Genomic DNA, 24,917 nt, shown 5'->3' with positions numbered 1-24,917 from the left:
GTTAAAATAATGGGTCTGTCGCTTTACTAAAATCTTTGTACTAAAAAGTAATATTCAAAATTGGGTCTATCATTTATCTATCGAAGCTCTATTTACCCTAAACAAACCGCTACGCTATTACAAGAAATTTGCTGAACTCAACAGTTGAAAGTAATTGCTGACTTATAAATATTTATCGATTCTCAGTATATGTCTAAAAGGTATCTGAATACTTAATAGGCAGTGATGTCATAATTGGTAGCAAGAGATGTTACAATAATGAGGTCAATTAACCGTATTTAATGACTGATAAAAACCATTAATATATTACTTAGCGACAATATTTAATCGGATAAAAACAGCTTACGAACCTAAAGCTCTTCCTCTATGCTGCAAATCCTTTATAGAACTCACTATAACCACCTTACCAAGATTTATCTAATTTATGATAGTTATCTTTGGTATTTCTGTATGATATAATGTCTATATAACAGGGTCTTACGATAGGTTGAATGAGTTATAATGGATAGCTAATAGAAAAATACAGAACAAAATTAGTAAAAAATAATGAAATTATGCTGTTATAACGCACAAATCATCGTAGCAGCACTACAAATGCCAGCCTTAATATGGCGTTTACTCAAAAGCCAAGAGAACCAAATATGAATTTGCAGCGGGTTGATTTAAATTTATTAGTCCATCTAGATGTGTTGCTACGAGAAAAAAACGTTACTCGCGCAGCCGAGCAGCTTGGAATTACTCAGCCTGCTATGAGTAATATCTTACGCCGTTTGCGTAAGCTGTTTAATGATCCATTATTGGTACGCTCATCTGAGGGTATGACGCCGACTGAACGAGCCCTTGAGCTACAGCCACGTATCCGCGAGATACTTGCTGATTTGACTCAAGTATTGGAGCCACGTACCGAATTTCGCCCTTATAGTACCTCTCGTGTGTTCCGTATCATGACATCGGATTATGCCGAAGCGACCCTAGTACCTAAGCTAGTAAAAGCGCTACGTTCTGAAGCACCCAATGTTATTTTGGACTTTTTGACCCCATCAGACGTTTCTTACCGAGATATGGAACAGGGACGAGTCGATTTAGCGATTAACCGTTTTAATGAGATACCTCAAAGCTTCCATCAGGTTCTAGTATGGCGCGATACTTTTAGTTGCCTATTATCTTCTGATAGCCCCTATGCCAATCGCTTTAATTTGAAAAACTATCTAAAAGCCCAGCATGTCTGGGTATCTAAAACAGGTATGGGTGTGGGTTTTGGGGTTAATCCAGAGAAATCTGGGGGATTAGGATCTATCGATCAAGCACTGCAGCGTCTCGGTCAAAAGCGCCAAATCAGTGTTTTCACTCGTCACTATCAAATGCCTGCTATGCTTGCTGCAAATAAAGATTTGGTAGCGACTTTGCCCACGCGTGTGGCGAGAATGCAGGCAAATAACGACAGTATTATGATGGAAGATCCACCATTTTTTATTCCTGAGTTTGAGCTCACGATGGCATGGTCACCTCTGTTGCAGCATCATCCAGCCCATCGTTGGTTACGTCAACTAATCATGCATGTGGCGCGCCAAGTCGTTGCTGAAGAAGAAAATCCACCACAAGAGATACCGGTGATTAACCATTTGTTTTGATTGGTTTGTGTGAGTTGAACTTATCTACTATTAAAGTGACATGTTTCTTATTATTTAATTTTTTAATAAAAATTTTTTCTTTAGCTCCCACTTTATATAGTTATCAGACCAGCCAATAGGCTGGTTTTTTGTGTTCTAGCGTTTAATAGTTAGTATATGATATTTAGTTGTACTTAATAAGTCAGTCACATTATTAACATCTTCAACACACTTCACAATATATTGTAAAACTCTTCGTCAAATAGCTTGTTAAGATAACGGCAGATAGAAAACGAGCTATCAATAAAGTGTGCTATCGACGTAAATTTAATAATTAAAACTGTCACAGCAAAATAACTACAAGTGACGGTAATTCCAATTATAAATCCCAAATATAAATTCGAACAATAAGGGCAGTAACTATGTCAGACATTACTACTATTAACCCAACCACGGGCGAAGAAATCAGTAACTACAATTATATGAGCAACGACGAAGTCAACAAGATTGTCGATGCTTCACATAACGCATTCTTAGAATGGCGTACAGTAAGCCACGAAGAGCGCGGCCGTGTAATTAAATCTATCGGTGATAAGCTGATGGAATACAAAGAAGAGCTGGCTAAACTGATGACTGAAGAGCGCGGCAAGTTACACAGCCAGAGCATGCAAGAGATTGATCTCTGTAAAGCTATCTGTGATTACACTGCTGAAAATGGCGTCGCTTCTTTAGCTGATGATGTACGTGATATCGAAAGCATGAAAAAAGGGCTAGTGACGTACCAACCTATCGGTATTATCTATGGCATGCAGCCTTGGAACTTCCCAGCGTATCAGGTATTCCGTTATACCATCGCAAACTTGATGGCAGGTAACAGTGTTTTACTAAAACACGCATCAAACGTCACAGGCTCTGGTCTACTAATTGAAAAAATTCTTCATGAGTCTGAATTACCAAGTGATTTGTTCCGTACGATTATCATTGACCATGATCAATCAGAAGCATTGATTGGCAATGACAAAGTACGCGGCGTGACATTGACAGGTAGTGACAAAGCAGGCGTGATCGTTGGACAACAAGCAGCTAAGGCGATTAAGAAAGCTGTATTAGAGCTAGGTTCAAATGATGCATTTATCGTACTAGAAGATGCTGACATCGAAACAGCAGTAGAAACTTGTACTCAAGCACGTCTAATCAATAACGGCGAAACTTGTGTAGCAGCCAAACGCTTTATCGTAGTCGATAGCGTATATGACGAATTCCGTAAGCGTATCGTTGAGAAATTTGAAGGTACCAAAGCGGGTGATCCAATGGATGACAGCTCAGATATCGGTCCATTAGCACGTGCAGATTTACGTGAGCAGCTACATGAGCAAGTAGAGCAAAGTGTGGCTAAAGGGGCAACGATTGCTGTTGGCGGCAAGGTACCTGAAGGTAAAGGTAGCTTCTATCCAGCAACTATTCTAGAAAATGTCGAAAAAGGTCAACCTGCGTACGATGACGAATTATTTGGCCCTGTCGCTTCACTAATTCGTGCCAAAGACGAAGACGATGCAATGCGCATCGCTAATGACAGTCGTTATGGTTTAGGTGGCGCGATTTTCTCAAAAGATGAAGAGAAAGCTGTGCGTCTAGCACGTGAGCAATTCGATACGGGTATGGTCTATATTAATGGTTATGGTCTTGCCAATCCTGCACTACCATTTGGTGGCGTGAAAAACTCAGGCTATGGCCGTGAGCATGGCGGCTTCGGTATCAAAGAGTTTGTCAACATTAAAGCAGTTCATGTATTTTAAGAATGAACTAACTAGACAAATTAGCTAAATAGATAACTATTTACGATTTTAAGTAATAGCAAATAATAAACTGTTATCAAATAAAAAAGCCCAGTTGCTCATAATGAGTAGCTGGGCTTTTTATTGCGCTATATAAAGTGGTATTAAAAGCAGCTTAATAAGCTGAGATTCTTATCCATCTATAAGCAATTGCAAAGGCAACTTAGGCAAGTAAGTTTGTGTTTGCGATAATGTATTATTTGCTTCAAGTGACAATACATTTTTTGCTAGTAGTAAAATCGTCCAAGGTAGCAACTGATGTTCAAGTTTCTGTACCCGTGACTGTAAGCTCTCTACGGTGTCGTTAATATCGACATTCAATACGGCTTGAGTCAATACCTGACCTGCATCAAGCTCCGCGGTCACTTTATGAATACTACAACCATGACTACGTTCACCCGCTTGTATGACGCGTTTATGAGTATCTAAACCCTTATAAACCGGAAGTAGAGAAGGGTGAAGGTTAATCATGGGCGCTGGTACATTATCGATAAATGAGCCACTTAATACACGCATAAACCCAGCTAAGACGATCAAATCAGGTTGCCACTCTATTAGCTGCTCGTTGGCATGGGTTTCAAACGTCTTGATGCCCATACGTTTACCACTAGCAACGTGTGACAATACCGCAACTGGAATATTAGTATCGTTAGCACGTGTCAATGCATAAGCATCTTCGCGGTTACTAATGACACCAACGATTTCAATCGGTAGCGCACCTGCTTGCATTGCATTGATTAACACTTGCAGGTTGCTACCACTTCCCGAGACTAGAACAGCAATACGCAATGGTTTGATAGGCTGGCTTGCGTTATCAATTGACATTAACGGTACACCACTGCATCCGCCTGGTCATCAGTGCTGCGTTTGACCATTTCACCTATTAGCCAAGCTGTCTCGCCTGCATCAGTCAAGGTCTGGATAGCAGCATTTGCTTTGTCTTTTGGCATAACGATGACAAAACCAACGCCGCAGTTAAAGGTACGGTACATTTCGCTCTGCGCGATATTACCTTGAGTCTGTAGCCAAGTGAATAGCTCTGAGAACTGCCAGCTATTGGTATCGATGCTAGCTGCTAGGTTATCAGGTAGTACACGTGGCAAGTTATCCGTTAGACCACCACCTGTGATATGTGACATCGCATGTAAAGCTGAGCTACCAAGCGTGTCTTGTAATGCCTTGATGGCTTTTACATAGATACGGGTAGGAGCCATTAGAGCATCTTGAATAGGCTGACCGTCTAGTTGCTCGTCGCTACTCGTAACATCCACACCGCTAACTTCGATGACTTTACGAACCAATGAATAGCCGTTTGAGTGTGCGCCACTTGAGGCAAGTGCAATCAGTACATCGCCTTCTGCGACATTTTCACCAGTGACGACTTCTGCTTCTTCAACCACGCCTACACAAAAACCAGCTAGATCGTAATCATCATCTTGATACATGCCTGGCATTTCAGCAGTTTCACCACCAATAAGTGCACAGTTAGCTAGTTTACAACCATCACCAATACCAGTCACGACAGTCGCCGCTACATCAACATCCAGCTTACCAGTTGCATAGTAGTCTAAGAAGAACAATGGCTCTGCACCGCAAACTAGTAGATCATTGACGCACATCGCCACCAAATCAATACCAATCGTGTCATGACGGTTCAGCTGTAGCGCCAATTTTAGTTTGGTACCGACGCCATCAGTGCCAGAAACCAATAGTGGCGAGGTATAACCTGTTGGGATACGGCATAACGCACCAAAACCGCCAAGTCCACCCACGACTTCAGGACGAGTAGTGGCTTTTGCAACGGACTTGATTCGCTGAACCAAAGCATCGCCTGCATCGATATCAACACCGGCATCTTTGTAGCTTAAAGAAGGCTTGTCACTCATAGTCATCTCACAGTTGGGGATAGATAATTGGGATTAGAAGGTAAAGTAATTGAGCACGCAAAAATCAGCGTTATAAAGTTCAAAAGCAAAGTTTAAAGACAGTGCGCGCATTATACCCAAAAACAGACCGTACTCGCAAAGCAACTTGCCAATATTTGACTAAGATTTGCATTAAGTGGTAAATAAGCGGTTAAGAAACAAAAAATGACTGATCTTTTGTTGTACTCTGCGATAATAGAACGCTAAATTTATTGTCAATAAAGACTTTAATACAAGTTCATATGTGATTGACAAAAACACAGTCTTAAACATAAATTTATTAAAAATTAGACTTTTTAGGAACTTCGATACGTCTCAGCTTAGTTAGCTAAAACTAATGAGAAAAAAGCAATTCGCCTAGTGATACATCCTAACGACTGTATTTATATCGTTTAGAACTTACTATCACTGACTGACTCACTATCACTTTTTTAAACCTGTCCAACTATAGGATTACTTGTCATGATGAACCAACCAATAGATCCTTTTTTTCGGCGTTTATTTATTGTTGTGGCGTTAGTTGTGGCGGTGTTTCTCTTATACATGGTGATGCCCGTCATCGTACCCTTCATTTTTGCCTTTATGTTGGCTTACCTATTTAATCCTCTAGTCAAGCGCCTATCAAAATATATCAAACGTTGGGTTGCGATTATTATTGTCTACTCGACGATTACTTTAGGAATGGCGTTATTGTTATGGTGGTTGGTACCGACATTGTGGCATCAGCTACAAGCCGCTTGGGATTACTTACCCAAGATATTTAATTGGTACAACCAAGTGGTGCGAGAATGGTTCAATAATAATACTCGCATTAAACTGCCCCAATTAGAGTCTAAGGAATTTTCCGAGACTCTCGTCGATTATATGCAAACGAACTATAAGTTCGCTGATGCCAGTACCATGATGAGCCAAATATTGACCTCAAGTATGAATTTCATCAATAACGCAGGCCTTATTGTATTGGTACCAATCTTAACCTTTTATTTCCTGTTTAATTGGGATCAGCGCTTGCATACCTGGAAAATGGCGATACCAGGCGCTTACTGCCAAAAAGTGACCGAAATAGCCAAAGAGTGTGATCTGGCATTGATGGCGTTTATTAAAGGTCAATTGTTGGTGATGGTATTGCTAGGTGCTATCTATGCGGTACAGTTGCAGCTCATTGGATTGGAACTTGGGCTTATCATTGGTATGGTAGCGGGCATCGCTAGTTTTGTGCCATATTTAGGGTTTGGTATTGGGTTTATCGCCGCGATTATCGCTTGCTTATTTCAGTTCGGATTGGACTGGACGTATTTGTCATTGGTTGCCGGAGCATTTTTGGTGGGGCAAGCTGCAGAAGGATATATCCTGCAGCCCTTACTACTAGGTGATAAAATTGGTTTATCCCCACTATGGGTAATATTTGCTGTATTGGCGGGCGCTAGCCTATTAGGTTTTGTCGGTATGCTTATTGCCTTACCTGTGTCGGCTGTCTTAAATGTCCTGTTCCGCCATCTGTATGCTTATTATCGAACCACTGACTTTTATAAAGGCCGTAAACAACTGGCACTGTTTGAAAAAAGATAATTATCTTATTATTGAATACACTAGACAAAGATTGATATGTAATATCAAGATAGGAACGCAATGATTGATAAGGCTTAATGGGTAAAAGACTTGTCAGTCATTTTGTAAATATGTTATATATAGGCGCAGTGTTGATAGTATCAGCCGTTTTGGTACCAGTTTTGCAAAAGTAGTTTTCGATAAAGTCACTAACCAATTTTTGCAAGGCTATAGGGCCATCACATACATTTGTATCGGCTAGTATTGATAGTAATGAATACAGCCCAAAGTAACTTATCTTTTTTATTGCACTTTCCTATTGCACTACGCAACACGAGTTGATGATTCATGGCAGAAGCACAGCTAAGTCTCAATCTGGATATTAAGCATGATGCAAGTCTCAGCGACTTTGCCGGTCCCGGTTGGATGTCGATTATTGATGCAGTACGGCAGTTACATGTCGGTCTGGTTGGTCAACTATATCTGTTTGGTAGCCCTGCCACAGGTAAGTCTCATTTGCTCTCTGCTATTTGTGAGTCGTTTATCGAAATGGACAAATCAGCAATTTGCTTGTCCCTTAATGAGCTGATTCATACAGATGTCCACGTACTATCTTCTTTAGAAAATTTCGATTTGATTGCTATCGATGATTTGGAAGTGCTTGAGCAAAGCAGTCAGTGGCAAGAAGCTTTATTTCATCTGATTAATCGTAGCCGAGAAGGGCAACGCCAGTTATTGTTTGCCGCTAATAAACCCGCTGATGATTTGCCGTTTCAGTTAAGAGATTTAATGACGCGTTTGGCACAAGCACCTACTTTTAAGGTGCCTACTGGCCATGATTTGGCAGACAGACAAGCATTATTACAGTCTATTTTGCGTCGACGCGGATGGCAGTTTGACGATCGAATTATTGATTACTTACTGACTGAGGGACCGCACCGTATCGGTGCGATGATGGAAGTACTTAATTATATTCAACCAATGTTTTCTAACCTTGGTCGCAGTAATATCTCAAAAGCAGTCATAAGTGATGCTCTGCGTACCATTGATGAGCAGACGCTTGCCGCGGAGCTAGCAGATATCGCTCAAGAGACGCAAGTAGATAACGACACGCCTGATCAAGACCAACATACGATGCCACTTGATTTTTAGCAGAAAGACTTCTAGCAGCAAAAAATGAATAACGGTTAGAATACAAATATTTTGTCCAACTCGCTTTTACTATTAATGGAATAACTTATGAAATCGAATGCTTCTTTGCTAAAAAAATTAACGATAGGTACGTTATTGGTAGGTGCTGCCTCGGTCTCTATGTTGTCACAGGCCGCAGTGACCCTACAGGTTGATGACCATATCAAAGTAACCGCTATTAATGGACAGGAAGTTCAGCAGAGCGCTTTTCAGCCGCTGCAAAAAACATTTACGTTACAGCCTGGACAACATGCTATTACGGCTAAGTATGACCGTCTATATAACTTGCGTCGTGATGAGCATGATTATTTGCGTTCAGGTAATGTCAGTGTGACGGCACAATTGGCCGACAATCAAACATATCGTTTGACTATGCCTAATCAACCAGAAGATTATGAAGCTGCTAGAGAGTATGCCAAGCAGCCAACGCTCGCTGTCCAACAGAATAATACTGTCATTGCTAGCCAGCAAAGTATGGCCGGTAACCAAGGCGGATTATTTTCAGGCCTTGGTAAAGCACTAGGCGGCGTGTTCGGCGGTGCAGGTGATGCAGAATTACAGAATCAACGTGCTATCGCATCTTTAGATCAACCAGTAGTAAATTCTATTAGCAACGTCAACACTGGCACGACCACTGTTAAGCAAGCTACTAGCGTAAACAATTCTACTAGTACGCTAGATACGTTTATGCAAGTATGGCTACAAGCCACGCCTGCTGAACGTGAAAAAATGCGTCAATGGATCGAAAAATAAATCAGTCTTCTCTAAAAGATTGACAATAAAAAAGCACCTAATTAGGTGCTTTTTTATTGTTTAGAACTTGATGCTCATTAGGCTTATTAAAATTCAGCCTAGTAAAATCTAACGATTCTTAACCCAAAAATGCGTTGTACATCCATACCAGTTTTTCTTGCTCTTGTACGTAGGCATCGACTAAGTCAGCGGAACCTTGGTCTTCGCTCTCTTCTGCTAGGGCTGATACTTGGCGCTGCTCTGCAATTAATGCTTGCAAGCCAGTGACTACGCCTTTGACACAGCTTGTGCCATCTTTAACGTTTTTATCTTCGCTGATGCTAGTATGCTGTGTAAAATCACTGTAAGCGTGGAGTGGTGTACCACCCAAAGTTAAGATACGCTCAGCGATTTCATCAATTTGGATTTGTAGTGACGTATACAGCTCTTCAAATTTTGGATGCAAGGTAAAGAAGTGCTCACCTTTTACGTTCCAATGATACCCACGTACGTTTAAATAAAACACGTGATACGTTGATAGTAGATTGTTTAATTGGGCGATGACTTCGCTCATGTCTGCTTTTTCTAGACCGATCTGGTTAGTAGCATTATTAGAATTACTCATAGTATTGTCCTTATAGTGTGAGTGTAGTTATACGATAATAAATAAAGAAGGATAGAAGTTCTATCGAATTAAGATACAGACAAAACTACTTGAGCTTTTATCTACTATCTATATAGACTCTATTGCTCCCTTTGATGCTTATAATAATAGCAAACTACTATTAATAAGTTAAATTTAATAAATACAATTTTACGATTGGTTTTATAAAACTCAAACCAAGTCTCTCTATTGTTTTTCTAAACGATAGAGAGACCTCATTACATTTACGCTGGTGGCTGCAAGTTTTCAGGATTTAAGCCTTTAACGGGAACCACTTCTTGTAAATGTTGACGTATCGTATCGATAGGAAACTTCTGTGCTTGCAAGCGTTTCGGTACGATTTGGCTACCTTGCTGACCTTTTAGCTCAAACATCATAAAGATATAGTCGTCAGTCTCATCCCAACTCTTGATAGAGGTCCAAGGAATAACTGCTTGCTGAGTCGCACCTGCACGCATTTGCATACCGCGCATTTGTGAGTTTTTCATCATATCAGGCTGGTTGCTTGGCATCGCCATGACTAGACCATGCTTTTGCACACCTAACTTCATCTGGCGCATTTCATCTGGCATCTCTTGGTCAGCCACTTGTTTGTCAAACTCTCTTTTTACGTACCATTTAAAACCTAAAGTACGTGCCAATAGATAAATCACCACACCAACCAGCATTAACCAAAATATAATGGTTGAATAGCCTGTTACAAAGATAAGTCCTGCAATAGCGAGTACCACAACCACTGCCATGATGATCCACTCTTTGGTTTTAAAGCTTGATAAACCAAAAGACGGGCTGGCACTGGCAAACAGTTCATACTGTGCTTGGTGAAATTCAGCCTCAGTTAGGTTTAAGGCGACAGGTTGGAGCGTGTAAGGGTACAGGGCCATAAAGGTTTCTCAAATACTTATATTAAAAGCGTTGGATTAAAACTGCCAAAGCGAAGCAGCAATGCTGTACTTGGCTAGAAGTGAATAAAGGTATGCGCTTATCTTACCGAAAAGTACTCCTAAATGAAACATATAAGCAAGACTGTTCACGGATAGATGTCATATTAATGACGTAGTTCACGCTCTATACTCAGCTTTTTCAGACTAGACGAAAGCAAAAGTGAGAAATTAGAAATAGAATAACTTGCTATAAGCGATTAGCATAATGAACAAAACCTAGAGAAAGTCAGACAAAAACAGCGAAAAGCAGCCAAAAATATCCAAAACATGGTCAAATCTGCCGTGTCTTGGTATTATAGCGACTACAAGATATGTTGATATAAAACATAACGTCATAGCCAGTTATCACAAAGACCGTGATAGCGATACGCTAGGCAATTACCCTATTAATAATACTTTTAAACCTTTTACTCACCTTTAGTGTTACAGGCAACTACTATGATTGATCCGAAACTCTTACGCGGCGATTTAAGCGACCTACAGCAGCAGCTAGCCACCCGTGGTTATGAGCTTGATATGGAGTTCTGGCAGACGATTGAAAACGAGCGCAAGTCTCTACAAGTAAAAACCGAAGAGTTGCAATCGCGCCGCAATGCTGGCGCTAAGCAAGTAGGTGCCCTAAAAAAATCAGGCGAAGATGCCAGTGAGCTATTGGCTGAGATGCAAAGCGTTAGCGGTGAGATTAAAGCTGCTGAAGACGAGCTACGTACGTTACAAGAGCGCATCACTCAAGCGGCTTTGCAAATTCCGAATATTCCGGCGGCGGATGTACCAGTCGGTACGTCAGAAGATGATAACGTAGAAGTGCGTAAATGGGGCACGCCGCGTACGTTTGATTTTGAAATTCAAGATCATACACATATCGGTGAGACGCTTGGTATGTTGGACTTTGAGGCAGCGACCAAATTGACTGGTAGCCGTTTTAACGTGCTCAAAGGTCAATTGGCGCAATTGCATCGCGCGTTGATTCAATTCATGTTGAACACGCATACTATGAAGTACGGCTATCTTGAGACCTATGTGCCTTATATCGTCAATAGCGATAGCTTAAAAGGTACAGGTCAGTTGCCTAAATTTGAAGATGATTTGTTTAAATTAAGCAACCACACGAATAATGATGAGATGGATTTTTATTTGATCCCAACGGCTGAAGTACCAATGACCAATTTGGTACGCGGCGAGCGTTTGGATATTAAAGAGTTGCCATTAAAATTCACCGCGCATACGCCATGTTTCCGTAGTGAAGCTGGCTCACACGGGCGTGATACTCGTGGCTTGATTCGTCAGCATCAGTTTGAAAAAGTTGAAATGGTCAATGTCGGTACTAGCGATCAGTCCGATGACCTATTAGAAGCGATGACAGGACAGGCTGAATATATCCTGCAGCAGTTGAACTTGCCATACCGCACAGTACAGCTATGTACGGGTGATATGGGTTTTGCCGCACAAAAGACCTATGACATCGAAGTATGGCTACCGAGCCAAGATACCTATCGTGAAATCTCTAGCTGCTCTAACTGTGGTGATTTCCAAGCGCGCCGTATGGGTACGCGTGTCAAAGATGGCAAGCAAACCAGCTTAGCTCATACCTTGAACGGTTCAGGTTTGGCGGTGGGTCGTACGCTACTAGCAGTGATGGAAAATCATCAAAACGCTGATGGTAGCATTACGATTCCAGAAGTATTGCGTCCGTTTATGGGCGGTGCTGAGACTATTTCATTTTAATAAATGGACTATCAGTAATGAGCTGCTTGTCACTTAGGTCACTCGCAGCTTGTTATTTATAACTTAAATCAAAGTTCGTCATTGCTTATCGTTTAACAAAACTGATGTGAGTCATTGCTAAATATAAACGGTCTTGTCACCGCATTTTTGGCTAGGCTCATAGCAAATATGTTAATATTGCATTTTTATTTTATAGCCTATCCATTGAGGACGCCTGCCGCGTTTTTGATGGATTATCCTCTGAGTAAACTCTCCTCTTATCTTTATACGACTCATTCGAATATTAGGACACTCTATGCCAGCTCCAATTAGCGAACGTAAACTAGCCAATGCCATCCGTGTACTGTCGTTTGACGCGGTTCAAAAAGCCAACTCTGGACATCCGGGTGCGCCAATGGGTATGGCTGATATTGCCGAAGTTTTGTGGCGCAAATTTTTGAAGCACAATCCAGCTGATCCTAATTGGCACAACCGTGATCGCTTTGTACTGTCAAACGGTCATGGCTCGATGCTTATTTATTCATTGCTACATTTATCAGGTTATGATGTGAGCGTTGATGACCTTAAAGGTTTCCGTCAGCTGCATTCAAAAACCCCAGGGCATCCTGAACTTGGTTATACGCCTGGTGTAGAAACGACGACTGGTCCACTAGGACAAGGTATTGCTAATGCCGTTGGTTTTGCGATTGCAGAAAAAACCCTAGCCGCACAGTTCAACCGTGACGGTCATAACGTCGTCGATCATCATACTTATGCGTTCTTGGGCGATGGGTGCTTGATGGAAGGTATCAGTCATGAAGTTTGCTCACTGGCTGGCACGTTGGCGCTTGGCAAATTGGTATTCTTCTACGATGACAATGGCATCTCTATCGATGGTAATGTCGAAGGCTGGTTCACTGATGATACTGAAGTGCGCTTTGAGTCATACGGCTGGCAAGTGATCAAAGTCGATGGCCATGATACTGATGCAATCACACAAGCAACTGAGCAAGCGATTGCAGAGACTACTAAGCCAAGTCTAATTATTTGTAAAACCACAATTGGTGCTGGTAGCCCGAACAAACAAGGTCTAGCAGCCAGTCATGGTGCTCCACTTGGTGATGACGAGATTGCCTTGACTCGTGATGCGCTATCTTGGAAACATGCCCCATTTGAATTAGATGACGAAATCTATGAAGCATGGGATGCCAAAGCCAAAGGCGATGTACAGCAAAAGAACTGGGACGCGGACTTTGAAGCATATAAAAAAGCCTATCCAGAGCTTGCAGCAGAACTATCACGTCGTCTAAATGGCGAGTTGCCTGATGACTTTGCTAGCCAAGCGCAAGCCTATATTCAGCAAACGCAAGAAGCGGGCGGTGATGTCGCTAGTCGTAAAGCCAGCCAAAATGCTATCAACAGCTTGCAGCCATTATTGCCAGAACTATTGGGCGGTTCAGCCGACCTAGCTGGTTCAAACCTGACGCTATTCAAAGGCGCTAAAGGCATCGAAAAAGACGCTGACGGTAACTATATCTATTACGGCGTACGCGAGTTTGGTATGACTGCGATTGCCAATGGTATCGCATTGCATGGCGGCTTTATCCCTTACGTAGCGACGTTCCTGATGTTTATGGAATACGCACGTAACGCAGTACGTATGGGCGCACTCATGAAGCAGCGCGTCATCCATGTCTATACGCATGACTCTATCGGTCTGGGTGAAGATGGCCCAACGCATCAGCCAGTTGAGCAATTGACTAGCCTACGTACCACGCCAAATCTACGTACATGGCGTCCGTGCGATGCGACCGAGTCTGCTAGTGCTTGGGTAGAAGCGATCAAATCAGAAAATAACCCATCAGCATTGATCTTTAGCCGTCAGAGTCTGCCGCATCAAGCGCGCGACAGCGAGCAAGTAGCGAACATCACCAAAGGTGGTTATGTGCTTGCGAAAGAACAAGGCGAGCTACAAGCGATCATCATCGCTACTGGTTCAGAAGTTGGCCTTGCGATGGAAGCGTATCAAGCATTGAGCGCAAATGGTGTTGGTGTCCGTGTGGTGTCTATGCCATGTGCAGAGATTTTCGTTGAGCAAGATGCTAGCTATCGCGAAGCCGTATTACCTGCCAATATTCGTGCTCGCGTCGCAGTAGAAGCCGCGCATGTAGATTACTGGTATAAGTTCGTTGGTCTAGATGGCAAAGTCATCGGTATGACGACTTATGGCGAATCTGCTCCTGCAAGTGACTTGTATAAAGAGTTTGGTATTACGACTGATGCTGTGGTCGAAGCGGTAAATAGTTTGGTGTAATAAACCTAACTTAGTTAGTGTTTAAAAAAGAGCCACTAGAGAAATCTGGTGGCTTTTTTTATTGGCTAAATAATCAGTGTATTCATAGTGGTATTTAGTCCATAATTAAAAAAAACAGAGTACGGAATAATTATGAACTGGGATTTGTTGAGTATTTTTATCACGGTCGGCTTGGCGCATTTTCTTGCACTATTGAGTCCTGGACCAGATTTTGTATTGATCGTAAAGAGTGCGATTAAGAACGACAGTAAAGATGCAATAGGGGTTGCGCTCGGTATCACCTTTGCTAATGCAGTGTACATTGGTCTATGTCTAATTGGTGTTGGCTCAATTTTAGCCGCCTCTGCACCTATTATGATTACGCTAAAAATCATTGGTGGGTTGTTTTTAATGTACCTTGGGATACAGGCGTTACGTGCACGAAAAGATGCGTATGACCAATTTCAGGTAGCCCAATCAGCCCATTCAAATATACCTAAGACAACTTTTTTAAAAGAATTTACTGCAGGGTTTTTGTCTGGAATATTTAATCCTAAAAATCTACTCTTTTATCTCAGTTTATTCACTGTAGTGTTGACACCAGAAATAAGTTTTGTGTTCAAATTGGGCTTAGGTATTTGGATGACTGTTGTGGTATTCGCGTGGGACACTGCTGTCATATTTCTATTGTCGACTCGCAAAGTACGCGCTAAATTTACCCAAGTTGCTTATTACATCGATAAAGTTACAGGGGCATTGCTTGGCGTCATTGGTTTAACTATCGTCAGAACAGCAATTGTAGATCGGTAATTTTAACCAAAAGTAATTAGTATATTGATATTGAACGTTATTTATTTTTTCATAACCACTTTCAAGAAAAAAACCATGTCCATCAAATCCACCTTTAAAGGCTTTCTAGGCGAGACCGTTATCAATGTCGCCATGTGGTTAAAGCTTGAAAAAGATGTTTACCACCGATTAAACGGTATTACTTTGCCACGAGCCAATGGCGGCAGTACACAAATCGATCATATTATCGTTTCTGTATACGGTATCTTTGTCATCGAAACCAAGAACTATAAAGGCTGGATATATGGTAGCGAGAAACAAGGGCAGTGGACGCAAGCCTTTCCTAATGGAAGTAAATTCAAATTCCAAAACCCATTGCGCCAAAACTACTTGCACATTAAGACGCTCGCAGATTTATTAGGTTTGGAGCTGAGCTACTTTCATTCGATGATTGCCTTCATCGGTGAATGTGAGCTAAAAACCCGCGATGAGTTGCCCGAACACGTATTGACGAGTGGTATGGTCTCTTATGTTAAGAAGAAACAAAATAAGCTACTGACTGAAAACGAGGTTATATCAATTGTCGAGCAGATAGAAAGCAATAGATTTAGTAAGTCGTGGCGCACCAATCGACAGCATAAAGCATATCTCAAAGACAAGCATAGCCCATCAAATAAAAAGCCTAGAAGTAACGCTAATGATAAACCAGTTGCTAAAGTGGCTATTAAGCCTACGCCAGAGCCGATCGTAAAAGAAACCCCTAAACGAGCTACCCTAAAAAGTAGGGAAGTACATCGATGGTCTGGTCAAACTGAGATTGAATCTAGCGAGTTACCCGTTAATAATCTGGAAACCAAGCAAACAATTACACCACATACCAGTATGTCGCATGATATGGCCAATAAAGTGTTTATAACGCCGTTTGAGGTTGTAGAGTCTGAGCCAAAAGTTAATGAACCTGCGATAATTGAAGCGACAGACAATGCCGCTAATCTTGTCCAAATACCAATCTGTCCAAGGTGTAACGGTGAGATGATTAAGAGAGTAGCAAAAAAAGGCCTGAATCAAGGTCAGACCTTTTTTGGTTGTAGTCAATTTCCTAAGTGTCGCGGTGTGGTAAATATTGATTAGTCGTTAATCACCTTAACCATATATCTCTTCTAAACGTAAACAAGCAACCAATCGACCGTCCCATTCGCGCAGTTGTGGCTCTATTTCGCTGCATTGCTGCTTGGCATAGGGGCAGCGTTTATGTAGGGCGCAGCCACTTGGTGGATTAAGCGGACTTGGTAGCTCACCTTGTAGGGTCAAATCATTTTTATGGCCATTTACCGTTGGTGCAGCCGCCAGTAACGCGATGGTATACGGATGTTTTGGCGCGTTATAAATCGCTTCTTTGGGGCCGTGTTCAACAGCTTGACCCAAATACATGACCATCACATCATCAGCGACGTGGCGCACGACCGACAAATTGTGCGAGATAAAGACGTAAGCGGTACGATACTCATCCTGCAAATCCATAAATAGATTTAGAACCTGCGCCTGAATGGAAACATCGAGTGCGGAGGTCGGCTCATCAGCCACGACAATTTTGGGATTGAGCATCATGGCGCGGGCGAGGGCAATCCGCTGGCGCTGACCTCCTGAAAACATATGTGGAAAACGTCCAGCATGTTCAGGACGTAGGCCGACATTTCTCATCATCTCGTTGATTTTGTCACGCTTTTCTTCTTTAGACAGATTGGTATGAATATCCAACGGCTCCGTCAGTTGATAGGCGATAGTATGACGCGGGTTTAAGCTACCATAAGGGTTTTGGAAGACCATTTGAATTTCGGTACGTAGCTCTTTTAACGCTTTTCTGCTATAGCCAGTGGTGCCTTCATCATTGATAAATAGCTCGCCCTGCGTAGGCGCTTCGATTAGCGTTAACTGGCGGGCAAGGGTGGATTTGCCGCAGCCTGACTCACCAACGACGGCGAGTGTCTTGCCAGCTTCAAGCTCGAATGAGATACCGTTTAGGGCTTTGACATACGCTTTTGGTTTACCCAATCCTTGCGATACTGGGTAATGCTTGTGTAAATTGTCTGCTTTTAAAACCACTTTATTGCTCATACTTGTGACTCCAAAATAGCAGCGTGAGAGATAGGGTTGCGAGAAGAAGGATCAGCATGAATACAGCGTACCTTACCATTCGGTGTATCCAAAATAGGTGTCAGGAATGGCTTGTAATAGCGCCTCTGTATAAGGGTGTGCAGGATGTTGAAAAATCTCTGGCACGGTACTGGTTTCAACCACTTGTCCAGCATACATGACCGCAACATCACGTGAGTTTTGTGCGACAAGGCCTAGATCATGAGTAATCAAAACCATCGCCATTTGTTTTTCACGTTGCAATCGACCGAGCAAATCCATGATTTGCGCTTGTACGGTGACATCCAGAGCCGTAGTCGGTTCATCTGCGATGAGCAGTTTTGGTTCGCAAGCAAGCGCCATTGCAATCATAACGCGCTGGCTCATGCCACCTGAGAGTTGATGCGGATAGACTTTGAGTCGGTTTTTGGCGTCAGGCATTTCGACCAGTTCTAGCAGCTCTAATATACGTGCCTGTACTGCGGCACCGCGTAGACCTAGATGCTTACGTAGTACTTCACCCAACTGCATCTCAACGGTAAAGCTTGGATTGAGGCAAGACATGGCGTTTTGAAAAATCATAGAGATGTCTTTGCCAATGATGCCGCGTTTTTCTTTGGCAGGCATACTGAGCATATCTTTATCATCAAACATCACCCGCTTGGCACGGACGGTCGCAGACGGCGGCAATAGTCCCATCAGCGCCATCATAGTGACCGACTTGCCTGAGCCGGATTCACCCACGACGGCGATGACTTCACCTTGTGTGATTTTTAACGACACATCATCGACGGCACGAAAGGCACGCCTTCCTTGACCAAAAGTGACCGACAGATTTTCAATATCTAACAGCAACGGTGATTCTTTTGTTGATGCGCCATTCATAGAAGTGTGAGTGGTAGGTGTTTTAATTAATGGTTCAGTCATCTTAGGTCACCTGCTTTAATTTGGGATCGAGCGCGTCACGCAGGCCATCACCGGTCAAGTTAATCGACAATGCAGCCAAGAAGATAGCGACACCTGGCCAAATAGCTAGCCAAACATTACTTTGAATATACTGACGAGCCGTACCGAGCATCGCGCCCCATTCAGCATCAGGTGGCTGTACACCAAAGCCTAAGAAACCAATCGCACCCGCTTCTAAAATAGCAGAAGAGAAAATCATCGTTGCTTGTACGATAAGCGGCGCCATACAGTTGGGCAAAATGGTGATAAACAATAGGCGAAGTACGCCCGCACCCATCACCTGCGAGGCGATAAAGTACTCACGTTGTAGCTCTACCATCGCGGTGGCGCGAGTCAGACGAATAAAGGGCGGCGTACAGACCAGTGCAATCGTAATAATCGTATTGGTCATAGATGGCCCTAAGATAGCGGCAATAATGATGGCCAATAGTAAGCTGGGATAAGACATCAAAATATCATTGACCAGCATGACTGCTTTGCCCCAAACCTTGGGCCAAAATGCGGCACTAAGTCCTAATGAAATCCCGACCAGCATGGCAAGGGTCGTAGCGCTCAGACCAATAAACAGAGAATAACGCGCGCCATACATCACCCGAGACAAGGTATCTCGTCCGGCATCATCAGTACCTAGCCAAAACATCGCATCGCCGCCACTCAAGAAAGCTGGCGGTAATTGCTCTTGGCCGGTAAATAATTCATAAGGGTCATGGGGTGCAATAGTGGGCGCGAGTATGGCAATGATGACCATCAATGCCAATACAATAAAACCAAGTACCGCGCCTTTATTGCGGCAAAACGTCGATAAAAATAGCTGCCAAGACGATGGCGGTGTGGCGGCCATGAGGTTGACATCAGAGGGGAGAACAGAAGGCTTCATGAGCAGTTCCTATAGTGGCTAGCGCAGTGACATTTTTTAGAATCTTATTCCCAAAAAAGTACTAAGCATTGCTAAAACATCACTTGAGCGCCAATCATCACTATTTATAATATGAGTATTTATCAATGTGAAATTAAGAGGTATGTCGAATACGTGGATTGATCAGACCATACAAAATATCAATAAATAAACTGACCAAAATCAGGGCAGTGGCGACCAATAAAATACCGTTTTGCACAATGGGGTAATCACGAGTGAAAAATCCATCGAGGAGCCAATTACCAACGCCCGGCCAGCTAAAGATAGTCTCAGTGATAATCGCGCCTGCAAGCAACGTCGCCATTTGTAAGCCAACAACAGTGACCACAGTAATCAAAGCATTACGCATCACGTGTATCATTATCACGCGGCGTGGTGATAAGCCTTTGGCTCTGGCAGTACGTACATAGTCTTCATCCAACACCTCTAACATCGCAGAGCGCGTCATCCGCGCGATCATGGCGAGTGGGATAGTCGATAAGGCAATTGAAGGTAAAATAAAGTGTTTGACCACATTCCAGAATGCGCCAGGTTCTCCTGATGTGAGAGAGCCAAGTAACCATGAACCGTACAGTGGTTGGACATCTAAGAACTGTGCGACAGAAATTACTCCAGCAACGGGTAAAAGGCCGAGATAGTGAGCGAATATACCCGTTAGGATAGGCCCCAATAAGTAGATGGGCATAGAGTATCCTGCCAGTGCTCCTGACATCAGGGTATAGTCAATCCAAGTACCACGGCGTAAGGCGGCAAAGATGCCTAAGCTAACACCAATAACACTAGCAATGACAATCGCGCACAACGCTAGCTCTAAGGTTGGTACGAAGTGAGCAAAAAAGTCTTGTAATACAGGAGAACGAGTACGGAAAGACTGACCAAAGTCACCGGTCAATATACCCGTCAAATAGTCCCAATATTGGACAACGAGTGGTTTATCTAATCCAAGTCTTTCTAAGGCGCGAGCATGTAGCTCTGGATCGACCATACGCTCGCCCATCATGATCTCGACAGCATCGCCCGGTACGAGACGGATCAACGTAAAGGTCGATAGCGTTAAGCCAAGATAGACAGGAATGAGAATGGCAATACGGCGCAGAATATAAAGTAGCATGGGCTGCTCAATAGTTGTGATTCAATGAGTGGAGTGGTAGCAATGAATGAGGTAGTCCGTGACCATGCATTTAAGTGCTTAAATGATAAGCACTTAAATGAAAAGTATTTAACTCATATAAATTCGGCTGGATCAGAGATTCTGAGCCAGCCGAATACAAATTAAATAATAGTGCATGTTGTACCGGACTTAATTAGCTAAGGCTATTCGACCTTCACGCCATCGAAGCGTACGGCACCAAGCGGACTGATTTTGAAATCCACAACGTTTGGTGCAGTGAATACGGTTACTACCGAATGCGCCATTGTCGTCCAAGGAAGTTGCTCTTTGAATATTTGCTGAGCTTGCACATAGTCATTAACACGCTCATCTTGATTGGTCACCTGACGCGCTTTCATCACTAAATTATCAAAGTCTTTATTACACCAGCGTGAGTAGTTATTACCACCGACCGCGTCACAAGACAATAATGAGCCTAGCCAGTTGTCTGGATCACCATTGTCGCCAGTCCAACCTGCCAAGATCACGTCAGGCTCACCTTTAGCAGCGCGTTTTAGATACTCGCCCCACTCATAGGTTACCAGCTTGGTATTAACGCCAATCTTCGCCCAATCTGCTTGCAACATTTCAGCCATTAGTTTGGCATTGGGGTTGTAAGGACGTTGGACAGGCATGTACCATAAGTCGATGCTCATGTTATCAGCACCTGCTTCTTTGATTAGCGCTTTTGCTTTTTCAACATCATAAGGCGCATCTTTAAGCGACTCGTCGTAACCCCACTGCGTAGGTGGCATTGGGTTGGTCGCTTTTAGACCTTCGCTTTGATAAACGGCATTAATAATCGCGTCTTTATTAATCGCCATATCTAATGCTTGACGAACTTTAAGATCACTAAGCTTCGGTTTTTCGACGTTGTAGCCTACATAGCCGACGTTAAAACCTGGTTGATCAAGAACGGTGACTTTACCTGATTTTTTGACCGATTCAATTTCGGCAGGCTTTGGATATGCCGATACATGACATTCGCCAGCTTGAACTTTTTGTGCGCGAACCGCTGAATCTTTGGTGATAACGAACACGAGGTTGTCGATATAGATGTTATCTTTGTCCCAATAGTCTGGGTTTTTGGTATAACGAATTTGCGCGTCTTTCTGATAAGAAGTAAAGACAAAAGGTCCAGTACCAACCGGTTTAGTATTAAGGTCAGCGGCATTACCAGAAGCCATTAACTTGTCTGCATATTCAGCAGAGTTGATATAAGCGAACGGCATTGCTAAGTTCTGTAAAAATGGCGCGTTGGTCTCGCTTAGGGTGACCTTTACCGTGTAATCGTCAACTTTTTCAATGTTAGAAATAATATCAGGTAGTCCCATGCCAACCGAATATGGGAACTCAGCTGGATAGGCTTTGTTGAATTCAAAGTCTGGATTGGTAAGACGTTCTAGCGTAAAAATAAGGTCGTCTGCGTTAAAGTCGCGGCTTGGCGTGAAATAATCCGTTTTACCGAACTTGACGCCTTTACGTAGGTTAAAAGTGTAAGTCTTGCCGTCTTCGCTAATATCCCAGCTTTCAGCCAGTCCTGGCTGAACCTCAGTACCATCTCTTTTGAACTGCACCAAACCGTTATAAATAGGGTAGGCGCTTGCATCAAAATCTGTCCCCGCGGTGTACTGTGCTGGATCGAAACCAGCAGGGCTACCTTCTGAACAATAAAGCAATGTTTTGGCGGCTTTTGCGTCTGAGCTGGCAGCAGAGTCGTCGGTGGTTTTGTTGTCTCCACTACAGGCGCTTACACCCAAGATAAGCGTGGCCAACATCGTCAGTTTAAAAAATGATTTTTGCATTATTACGTCCCATGTAATGATAGGTAGTCACTCATGTATTTACCTAGTTCGTATTCGACCATGAATACAATGAGCAAGCGTTTAGTGACCTCTAAAGTATCCGTTTATACAATATTTAATATACAAAATAAAACATATTACAGGTTGTTATAACTTTAAATTATATAGATAGAAACTAAAAATATAAATCAGCCGTTCGAATATACTCTCTTAATCTGTAATAATGCAAGCTATAATTAGACTAATTTTGGTAAGAAATGCACAATCTTGCTGTATTTAGCATCAATAAGATATAAAGTGCTCAATTTCACTACTTATTGTCTATCTGTTCTAAGTGACAAAAAGACATATTTTTAAATGGCTAATTGGTTTTAATTTTACTAATCGTAAACAATTAGAAATAATAAAGTTATATCTCTTTAATGTATTCAACCATAAGACACTTGCCCACTGGGGCATTAAACATGGCTATGATTTGCCTTGATTAGATCGGCTATTTTTTCGGCAATCATAATAGTTGGCGCATTGGTATTTGCGCTAATAAGCGTTGGCATCACTGAAGCGTCGATAACTCGCAATCCACTCACACCTCGTACCTTCAATTCTAAATCGACCACAGAGCTGTCATCTGAGCCCATGCGGCAAGTGCCTACCGGGTGATAGATGGTATCTGACTTATTTCGGATATAACCGAGCATGCCATCTTTTTCGAGGTAAGGGGCAGGGTAGTCTTCAGTGATGTATTTAGCGAGTGCGGACTCTTGCATAATGGCTCGAGTACGTTCGGCACCGGCTACCATATACTCTACATCTTTTGGATGAGATAGATAGTTTGGATCGATCAAGACGGCGTCAGAAGGATCAGCTGAGTCCAATCTGACAGTACCTCGACTTTCAGGTCGTAAGTAGCAACTGTGACAAGAAACAGCAAATCCACGTCTTAGATCGCGGCCATGCTCGATCACGCGTGAGATGACAAAGTGCAGCTGTGTGTTTGGCCACTCTTTTGGGTCATCACCGACGCTAAAGAACGCACCTGCTTCTGCATAGTTGGTAGACAGCAGCCCTGTACCGTCCTTTCTCCATTGCCGAATACTTTTGGTTAATGTCGAAATCGATGCCATGCCAATACCGATGACGTCAGTAGTATTGACCTCATAATCAAAGACGACGTCTAAGTGATCTTGTAAATTGCCACCGACTTCAGGTGCATCTACTACCACATCGATACCATGAGACTGCAAATGCTCTGCAGGGCCAATACCTGAGAGCATCAGAACTTTGGGTGAACCAAACGCGCCACCTGACAGTAGGACTTCATGACGCGCCGTGACAGTATGTTCGACGCCGTCTTTTTCGTAGACGACGCCTGTCGCTTGATTGTTTTCAATAATGACACGGTTAGCCTGCGCATGAGTGATAACCGTCAGGTTGGTGCGATTTTGTACAGGATGTAGATAGGCGGCCGCGGCAGAGCAGCGTTGTCCTTGTTTTTCACCATGGAAATGAGTGACTTGATACAACCCTGTACCGTCTTGCTTTTCGCTATTAAAGTCGGTGTTATGATCTAAGCCATTGGCAATCGCAGCTTCTACGAATGCCTTAGAGATATCGCGTGGACTGAGTAGGTCACTAACATGCAGCGGCCCGCTATCACCATGTAGGTCGTCGCTACCACGAACGTTATTTTCAGCTTTGATAAAATAAGGCAGTACATCGTCAAACCCCCAGCCAGTACAGCCTTGCTCCACCCAGCGCTCATAATCTAGCTTACTACCACGCGTATAGATCATGGCATTGATAGCTGATGAGCCGCCCAGACATTGTCCACGCGGCTGAAAACCTTTACGGTTATTAAGGTGCTCTTGCGGGGTGGTGTGAAAGCACCAATTGTTCAATTTCAGCGGTTTACCAGGAACCATCAGAATTAGTCCAGCAGGTACGCGTACTGCTAGATCTTTGCCATCACCGCCGTATTCTAATAAACAAACACTGATATCTGGGTTTTCAGTGAGACGGCTAGCGAGCACGCAACCCGCCGAACCTCCGCCGACGATGACATAGTCAAATGTTGTGTCAAATTCCATTTTATATTCCTTATAGCATCCATGCTAATTAAAATAGGGTACGCTTTACAGTAACTATTATTTTGCTGAAATAATAAAATAAAAATGACTCTGCGGTATCTGTTTGCGCCAATATCATAGGACAAGCTAAGACTGTTATATTCGGTACATTATTTAAGATTAATGCTACTTAATGTTGCACCAAACGTCCTTATATCGCACAGATTTCTGAGCGTACGATAAAGCGTTTGCCTTCAGGGATTTCTAACGAAAAGCTCGCACCGCGACCATTGACGACATCAATGGTGAGATCAGTATGCTGCCATAAATTGTACTGTGCCTTGCCCATATAGAATGGACAACCAGCAAGCTCACCAACTAACACATCCTGACCACCTACTTTGAACTCTCCTAATGGATAGCACATGGGCGAGCTACCATCGCAGCAGCCACCTGATTGATGAAACATTAGCTCACCGTGCTTGGATTTCAATAGCTCAATTAACGCTTTACAAGACTCTGTTGCTGCAATTTTCATAATCAACTCCTATGCTATCAGTGTCGAAAAACCATACTATTCTAAAAAGCTATTATTCAAAATATGGCTTTTTACGACTTCTTAAAGTGAAAATGCAACCTATCTTGC

At 42.8% G+C, this 24,917-nt stretch carries 20 protein-coding genes; 9 read left to right on the top strand and 11 right to left on the bottom strand.

Translation table 11 applies throughout. From position 1 onward, the window contains the following. Window positions 1-641 precede the first annotated feature (641 nt). Window positions 642-1,631: a LysR family transcriptional regulator gene (locus DXK30_RS03530; RefSeq protein ID WP_114700475.1), complete on the top strand. Its 990-nt coding sequence runs from the start codon at window positions 642-644 to the stop codon at window positions 1,629-1,631. A 401-nt stretch (window positions 1,632-2,032) separates the two neighbouring features. Beyond that, window positions 2,033-3,406 carry an NAD-dependent succinate-semialdehyde dehydrogenase gene (locus tag DXK30_RS03525; protein WP_114700474.1) on the top strand — a complete coding sequence of 458 codons (1,374 nt, stop codon included), beginning with the start codon at window positions 2,033-2,035 and terminating at the stop codon, window positions 3,404-3,406. 171 nt (window positions 3,407-3,577) lie between these two features. Here DXK30_RS03525 and purN read toward each other — a convergent pair whose 3' ends face one another. Together purN and purM are read right to left on the bottom strand one after the other, a co-directional pair. Further along, window positions 3,578-4,270 (bottom strand): phosphoribosylglycinamide formyltransferase, encoded by a 693-nt coding sequence (gene purN / locus DXK30_RS03520; RefSeq protein WP_114700473.1) that lies wholly within the window; start codon window positions 4,268-4,270, stop codon window positions 3,578-3,580. Continuing rightward, window positions 4,270-5,331 carry a phosphoribosylformylglycinamidine cyclo-ligase gene (gene purM, locus DXK30_RS03515; RefSeq protein WP_114700472.1) on the bottom strand — a complete coding sequence of 354 codons (1,062 nt, stop codon included), beginning with the start codon at window positions 5,329-5,331 and terminating at the stop codon, window positions 4,270-4,272. The genes purN and purM overlap by 1 nt, the downstream gene beginning before the upstream one ends. A 501-nt stretch (window positions 5,332-5,832) precedes the next feature. Here purM and DXK30_RS03510 point away from each other — a divergent pair. From DXK30_RS03510 to DXK30_RS03500, 3 genes are all read left to right on the top strand, one after another. Further along, on the top strand, window positions 5,833-6,939 hold the full coding sequence (locus tag DXK30_RS03510; RefSeq protein ID WP_114700471.1) for an AI-2E family transporter: 1,107 nt from the start codon (window positions 5,833-5,835) through the stop codon (window positions 6,937-6,939). Between the two features lie 327 nt (window positions 6,940-7,266). Next, window positions 7,267-8,070: a DnaA regulatory inactivator Hda gene (hda, locus tag DXK30_RS03505; protein WP_114700470.1), complete on the top strand. Its 804-nt coding sequence runs from the start codon at window positions 7,267-7,269 to the stop codon at window positions 8,068-8,070. Window positions 8,071-8,157: 87 nt separating this feature from the next. After that, window positions 8,158-8,862, top strand: coding sequence for a DUF2057 family protein (locus DXK30_RS03500; protein ID WP_114700469.1), 705 nt, complete (start codon window positions 8,158-8,160; stop codon window positions 8,860-8,862). 118 nt (window positions 8,863-8,980) lie between these two features. Here the strand turns inward: DXK30_RS03500 and DXK30_RS03495 are convergent, their stop codons facing one another. Beyond that, window positions 8,981-9,466, bottom strand: coding sequence for a Dps family protein (locus tag DXK30_RS03495; RefSeq protein WP_114700468.1), 486 nt, complete (start codon window positions 9,464-9,466; stop codon window positions 8,981-8,983). Between the two features lie 263 nt (window positions 9,467-9,729). Beyond that, window positions 9,730-10,389, bottom strand: a complete 660-nt coding sequence (locus DXK30_RS03490; RefSeq protein WP_101206317.1) for a YcxB family protein — start codon at window positions 10,387-10,389, stop codon at window positions 9,730-9,732. A gap of 498 nt (window positions 10,390-10,887) precedes the next feature. Between DXK30_RS03490 and serS the strand changes: the two genes are divergently transcribed. The 4 genes from serS to DXK30_RS03470 all read left to right on the top strand — a co-directional run bounded on the left by serS (window position 10,888) and on the right by DXK30_RS03470 (window position 16,366). Then, entirely contained in the window at window positions 10,888-12,174 is a 1,287-nt protein-coding gene (serS, locus tag DXK30_RS03485; RefSeq protein ID WP_114700467.1) for a serine--tRNA ligase, read from the top strand. A 295-nt stretch (window positions 12,175-12,469) separates the two neighbouring features. Next, entirely contained in the window at window positions 12,470-14,467 is a 1,998-nt protein-coding gene (gene tkt / locus DXK30_RS03480; protein ID WP_114700466.1) for a transketolase, read from the top strand. Window positions 14,468-14,599: 132 nt separating this feature from the next. Next, window positions 14,600-15,256, top strand: coding sequence for a LysE family translocator (locus DXK30_RS03475; RefSeq protein WP_055125127.1), 657 nt, complete (start codon window positions 14,600-14,602; stop codon window positions 15,254-15,256). Between the two features lie 75 nt (window positions 15,257-15,331). Further along, the gene (locus tag DXK30_RS03470; protein WP_114700465.1) at window positions 15,332-16,366 is read left to right on the top strand and encodes an NERD domain-containing protein; all 1,035 of its coding nucleotides are present in this window, start codon (window positions 15,332-15,334) and stop codon (window positions 16,364-16,366) included. Window positions 16,367-16,378: 12 nt separating this feature from the next. Here the strand turns inward: DXK30_RS03470 and DXK30_RS03465 are convergent, their stop codons facing one another. From DXK30_RS03465 to DXK30_RS03435, 7 genes are all read right to left on the bottom strand, one after another. Further along, a complete protein-coding gene (locus tag DXK30_RS03465; protein ID WP_114700464.1) occupies window positions 16,379-17,350 on the bottom strand; it encodes a peptide ABC transporter ATP-binding protein in 972 nt (323 codons plus the stop codon). 72 nt (window positions 17,351-17,422) lie between these two features. Beyond that, entirely contained in the window at window positions 17,423-18,295 is an 873-nt protein-coding gene (locus DXK30_RS03460; protein WP_240314053.1) for an ABC transporter ATP-binding protein, read from the bottom strand. A 1-nt stretch (window position 18,296) separates the two neighbouring features. Continuing rightward, the gene (locus tag DXK30_RS03455; protein WP_114700463.1) at window positions 18,297-19,211 is read right to left on the bottom strand and encodes an ABC transporter permease; all 915 of its coding nucleotides are present in this window, start codon (window positions 19,209-19,211) and stop codon (window positions 18,297-18,299) included. 133 nt (window positions 19,212-19,344) lie between these two features. After that, entirely contained in the window at window positions 19,345-20,361 is a 1,017-nt protein-coding gene (locus tag DXK30_RS03450; RefSeq protein ID WP_114700462.1) for an ABC transporter permease, read from the bottom strand. Between the two features lie 203 nt (window positions 20,362-20,564). Next, on the bottom strand, window positions 20,565-22,205 hold the full coding sequence (locus DXK30_RS03445) for an ABC transporter substrate-binding protein (protein WP_114700461.1): 1,641 nt from the start codon (window positions 22,203-22,205) through the stop codon (window positions 20,565-20,567). A 458-nt stretch (window positions 22,206-22,663) separates the two neighbouring features. Then, on the bottom strand, window positions 22,664-24,292 hold the full coding sequence (locus tag DXK30_RS03440) for a GMC family oxidoreductase (protein WP_114700460.1): 1,629 nt from the start codon (window positions 24,290-24,292) through the stop codon (window positions 22,664-22,666). A gap of 190 nt (window positions 24,293-24,482) precedes the next feature. Beyond that, the gene (locus DXK30_RS03435) at window positions 24,483-24,809 is read right to left on the bottom strand and encodes a DUF779 domain-containing protein (RefSeq protein ID WP_057761120.1); all 327 of its coding nucleotides are present in this window, start codon (window positions 24,807-24,809) and stop codon (window positions 24,483-24,485) included. Between the last annotated feature and the right edge of the window lie 108 nt (window positions 24,810-24,917).

The sequence above is a fragment of the Psychrobacter proteolyticus genome, assembly GCF_003350005.1.
In the GTDB taxonomy this organism is placed as follows: Bacteria; Pseudomonadota; Gammaproteobacteria; order Pseudomonadales; family Moraxellaceae; genus Psychrobacter; species Psychrobacter proteolyticus.
This window is presented reverse-complemented; position numbering and strand designations above follow the sequence as displayed.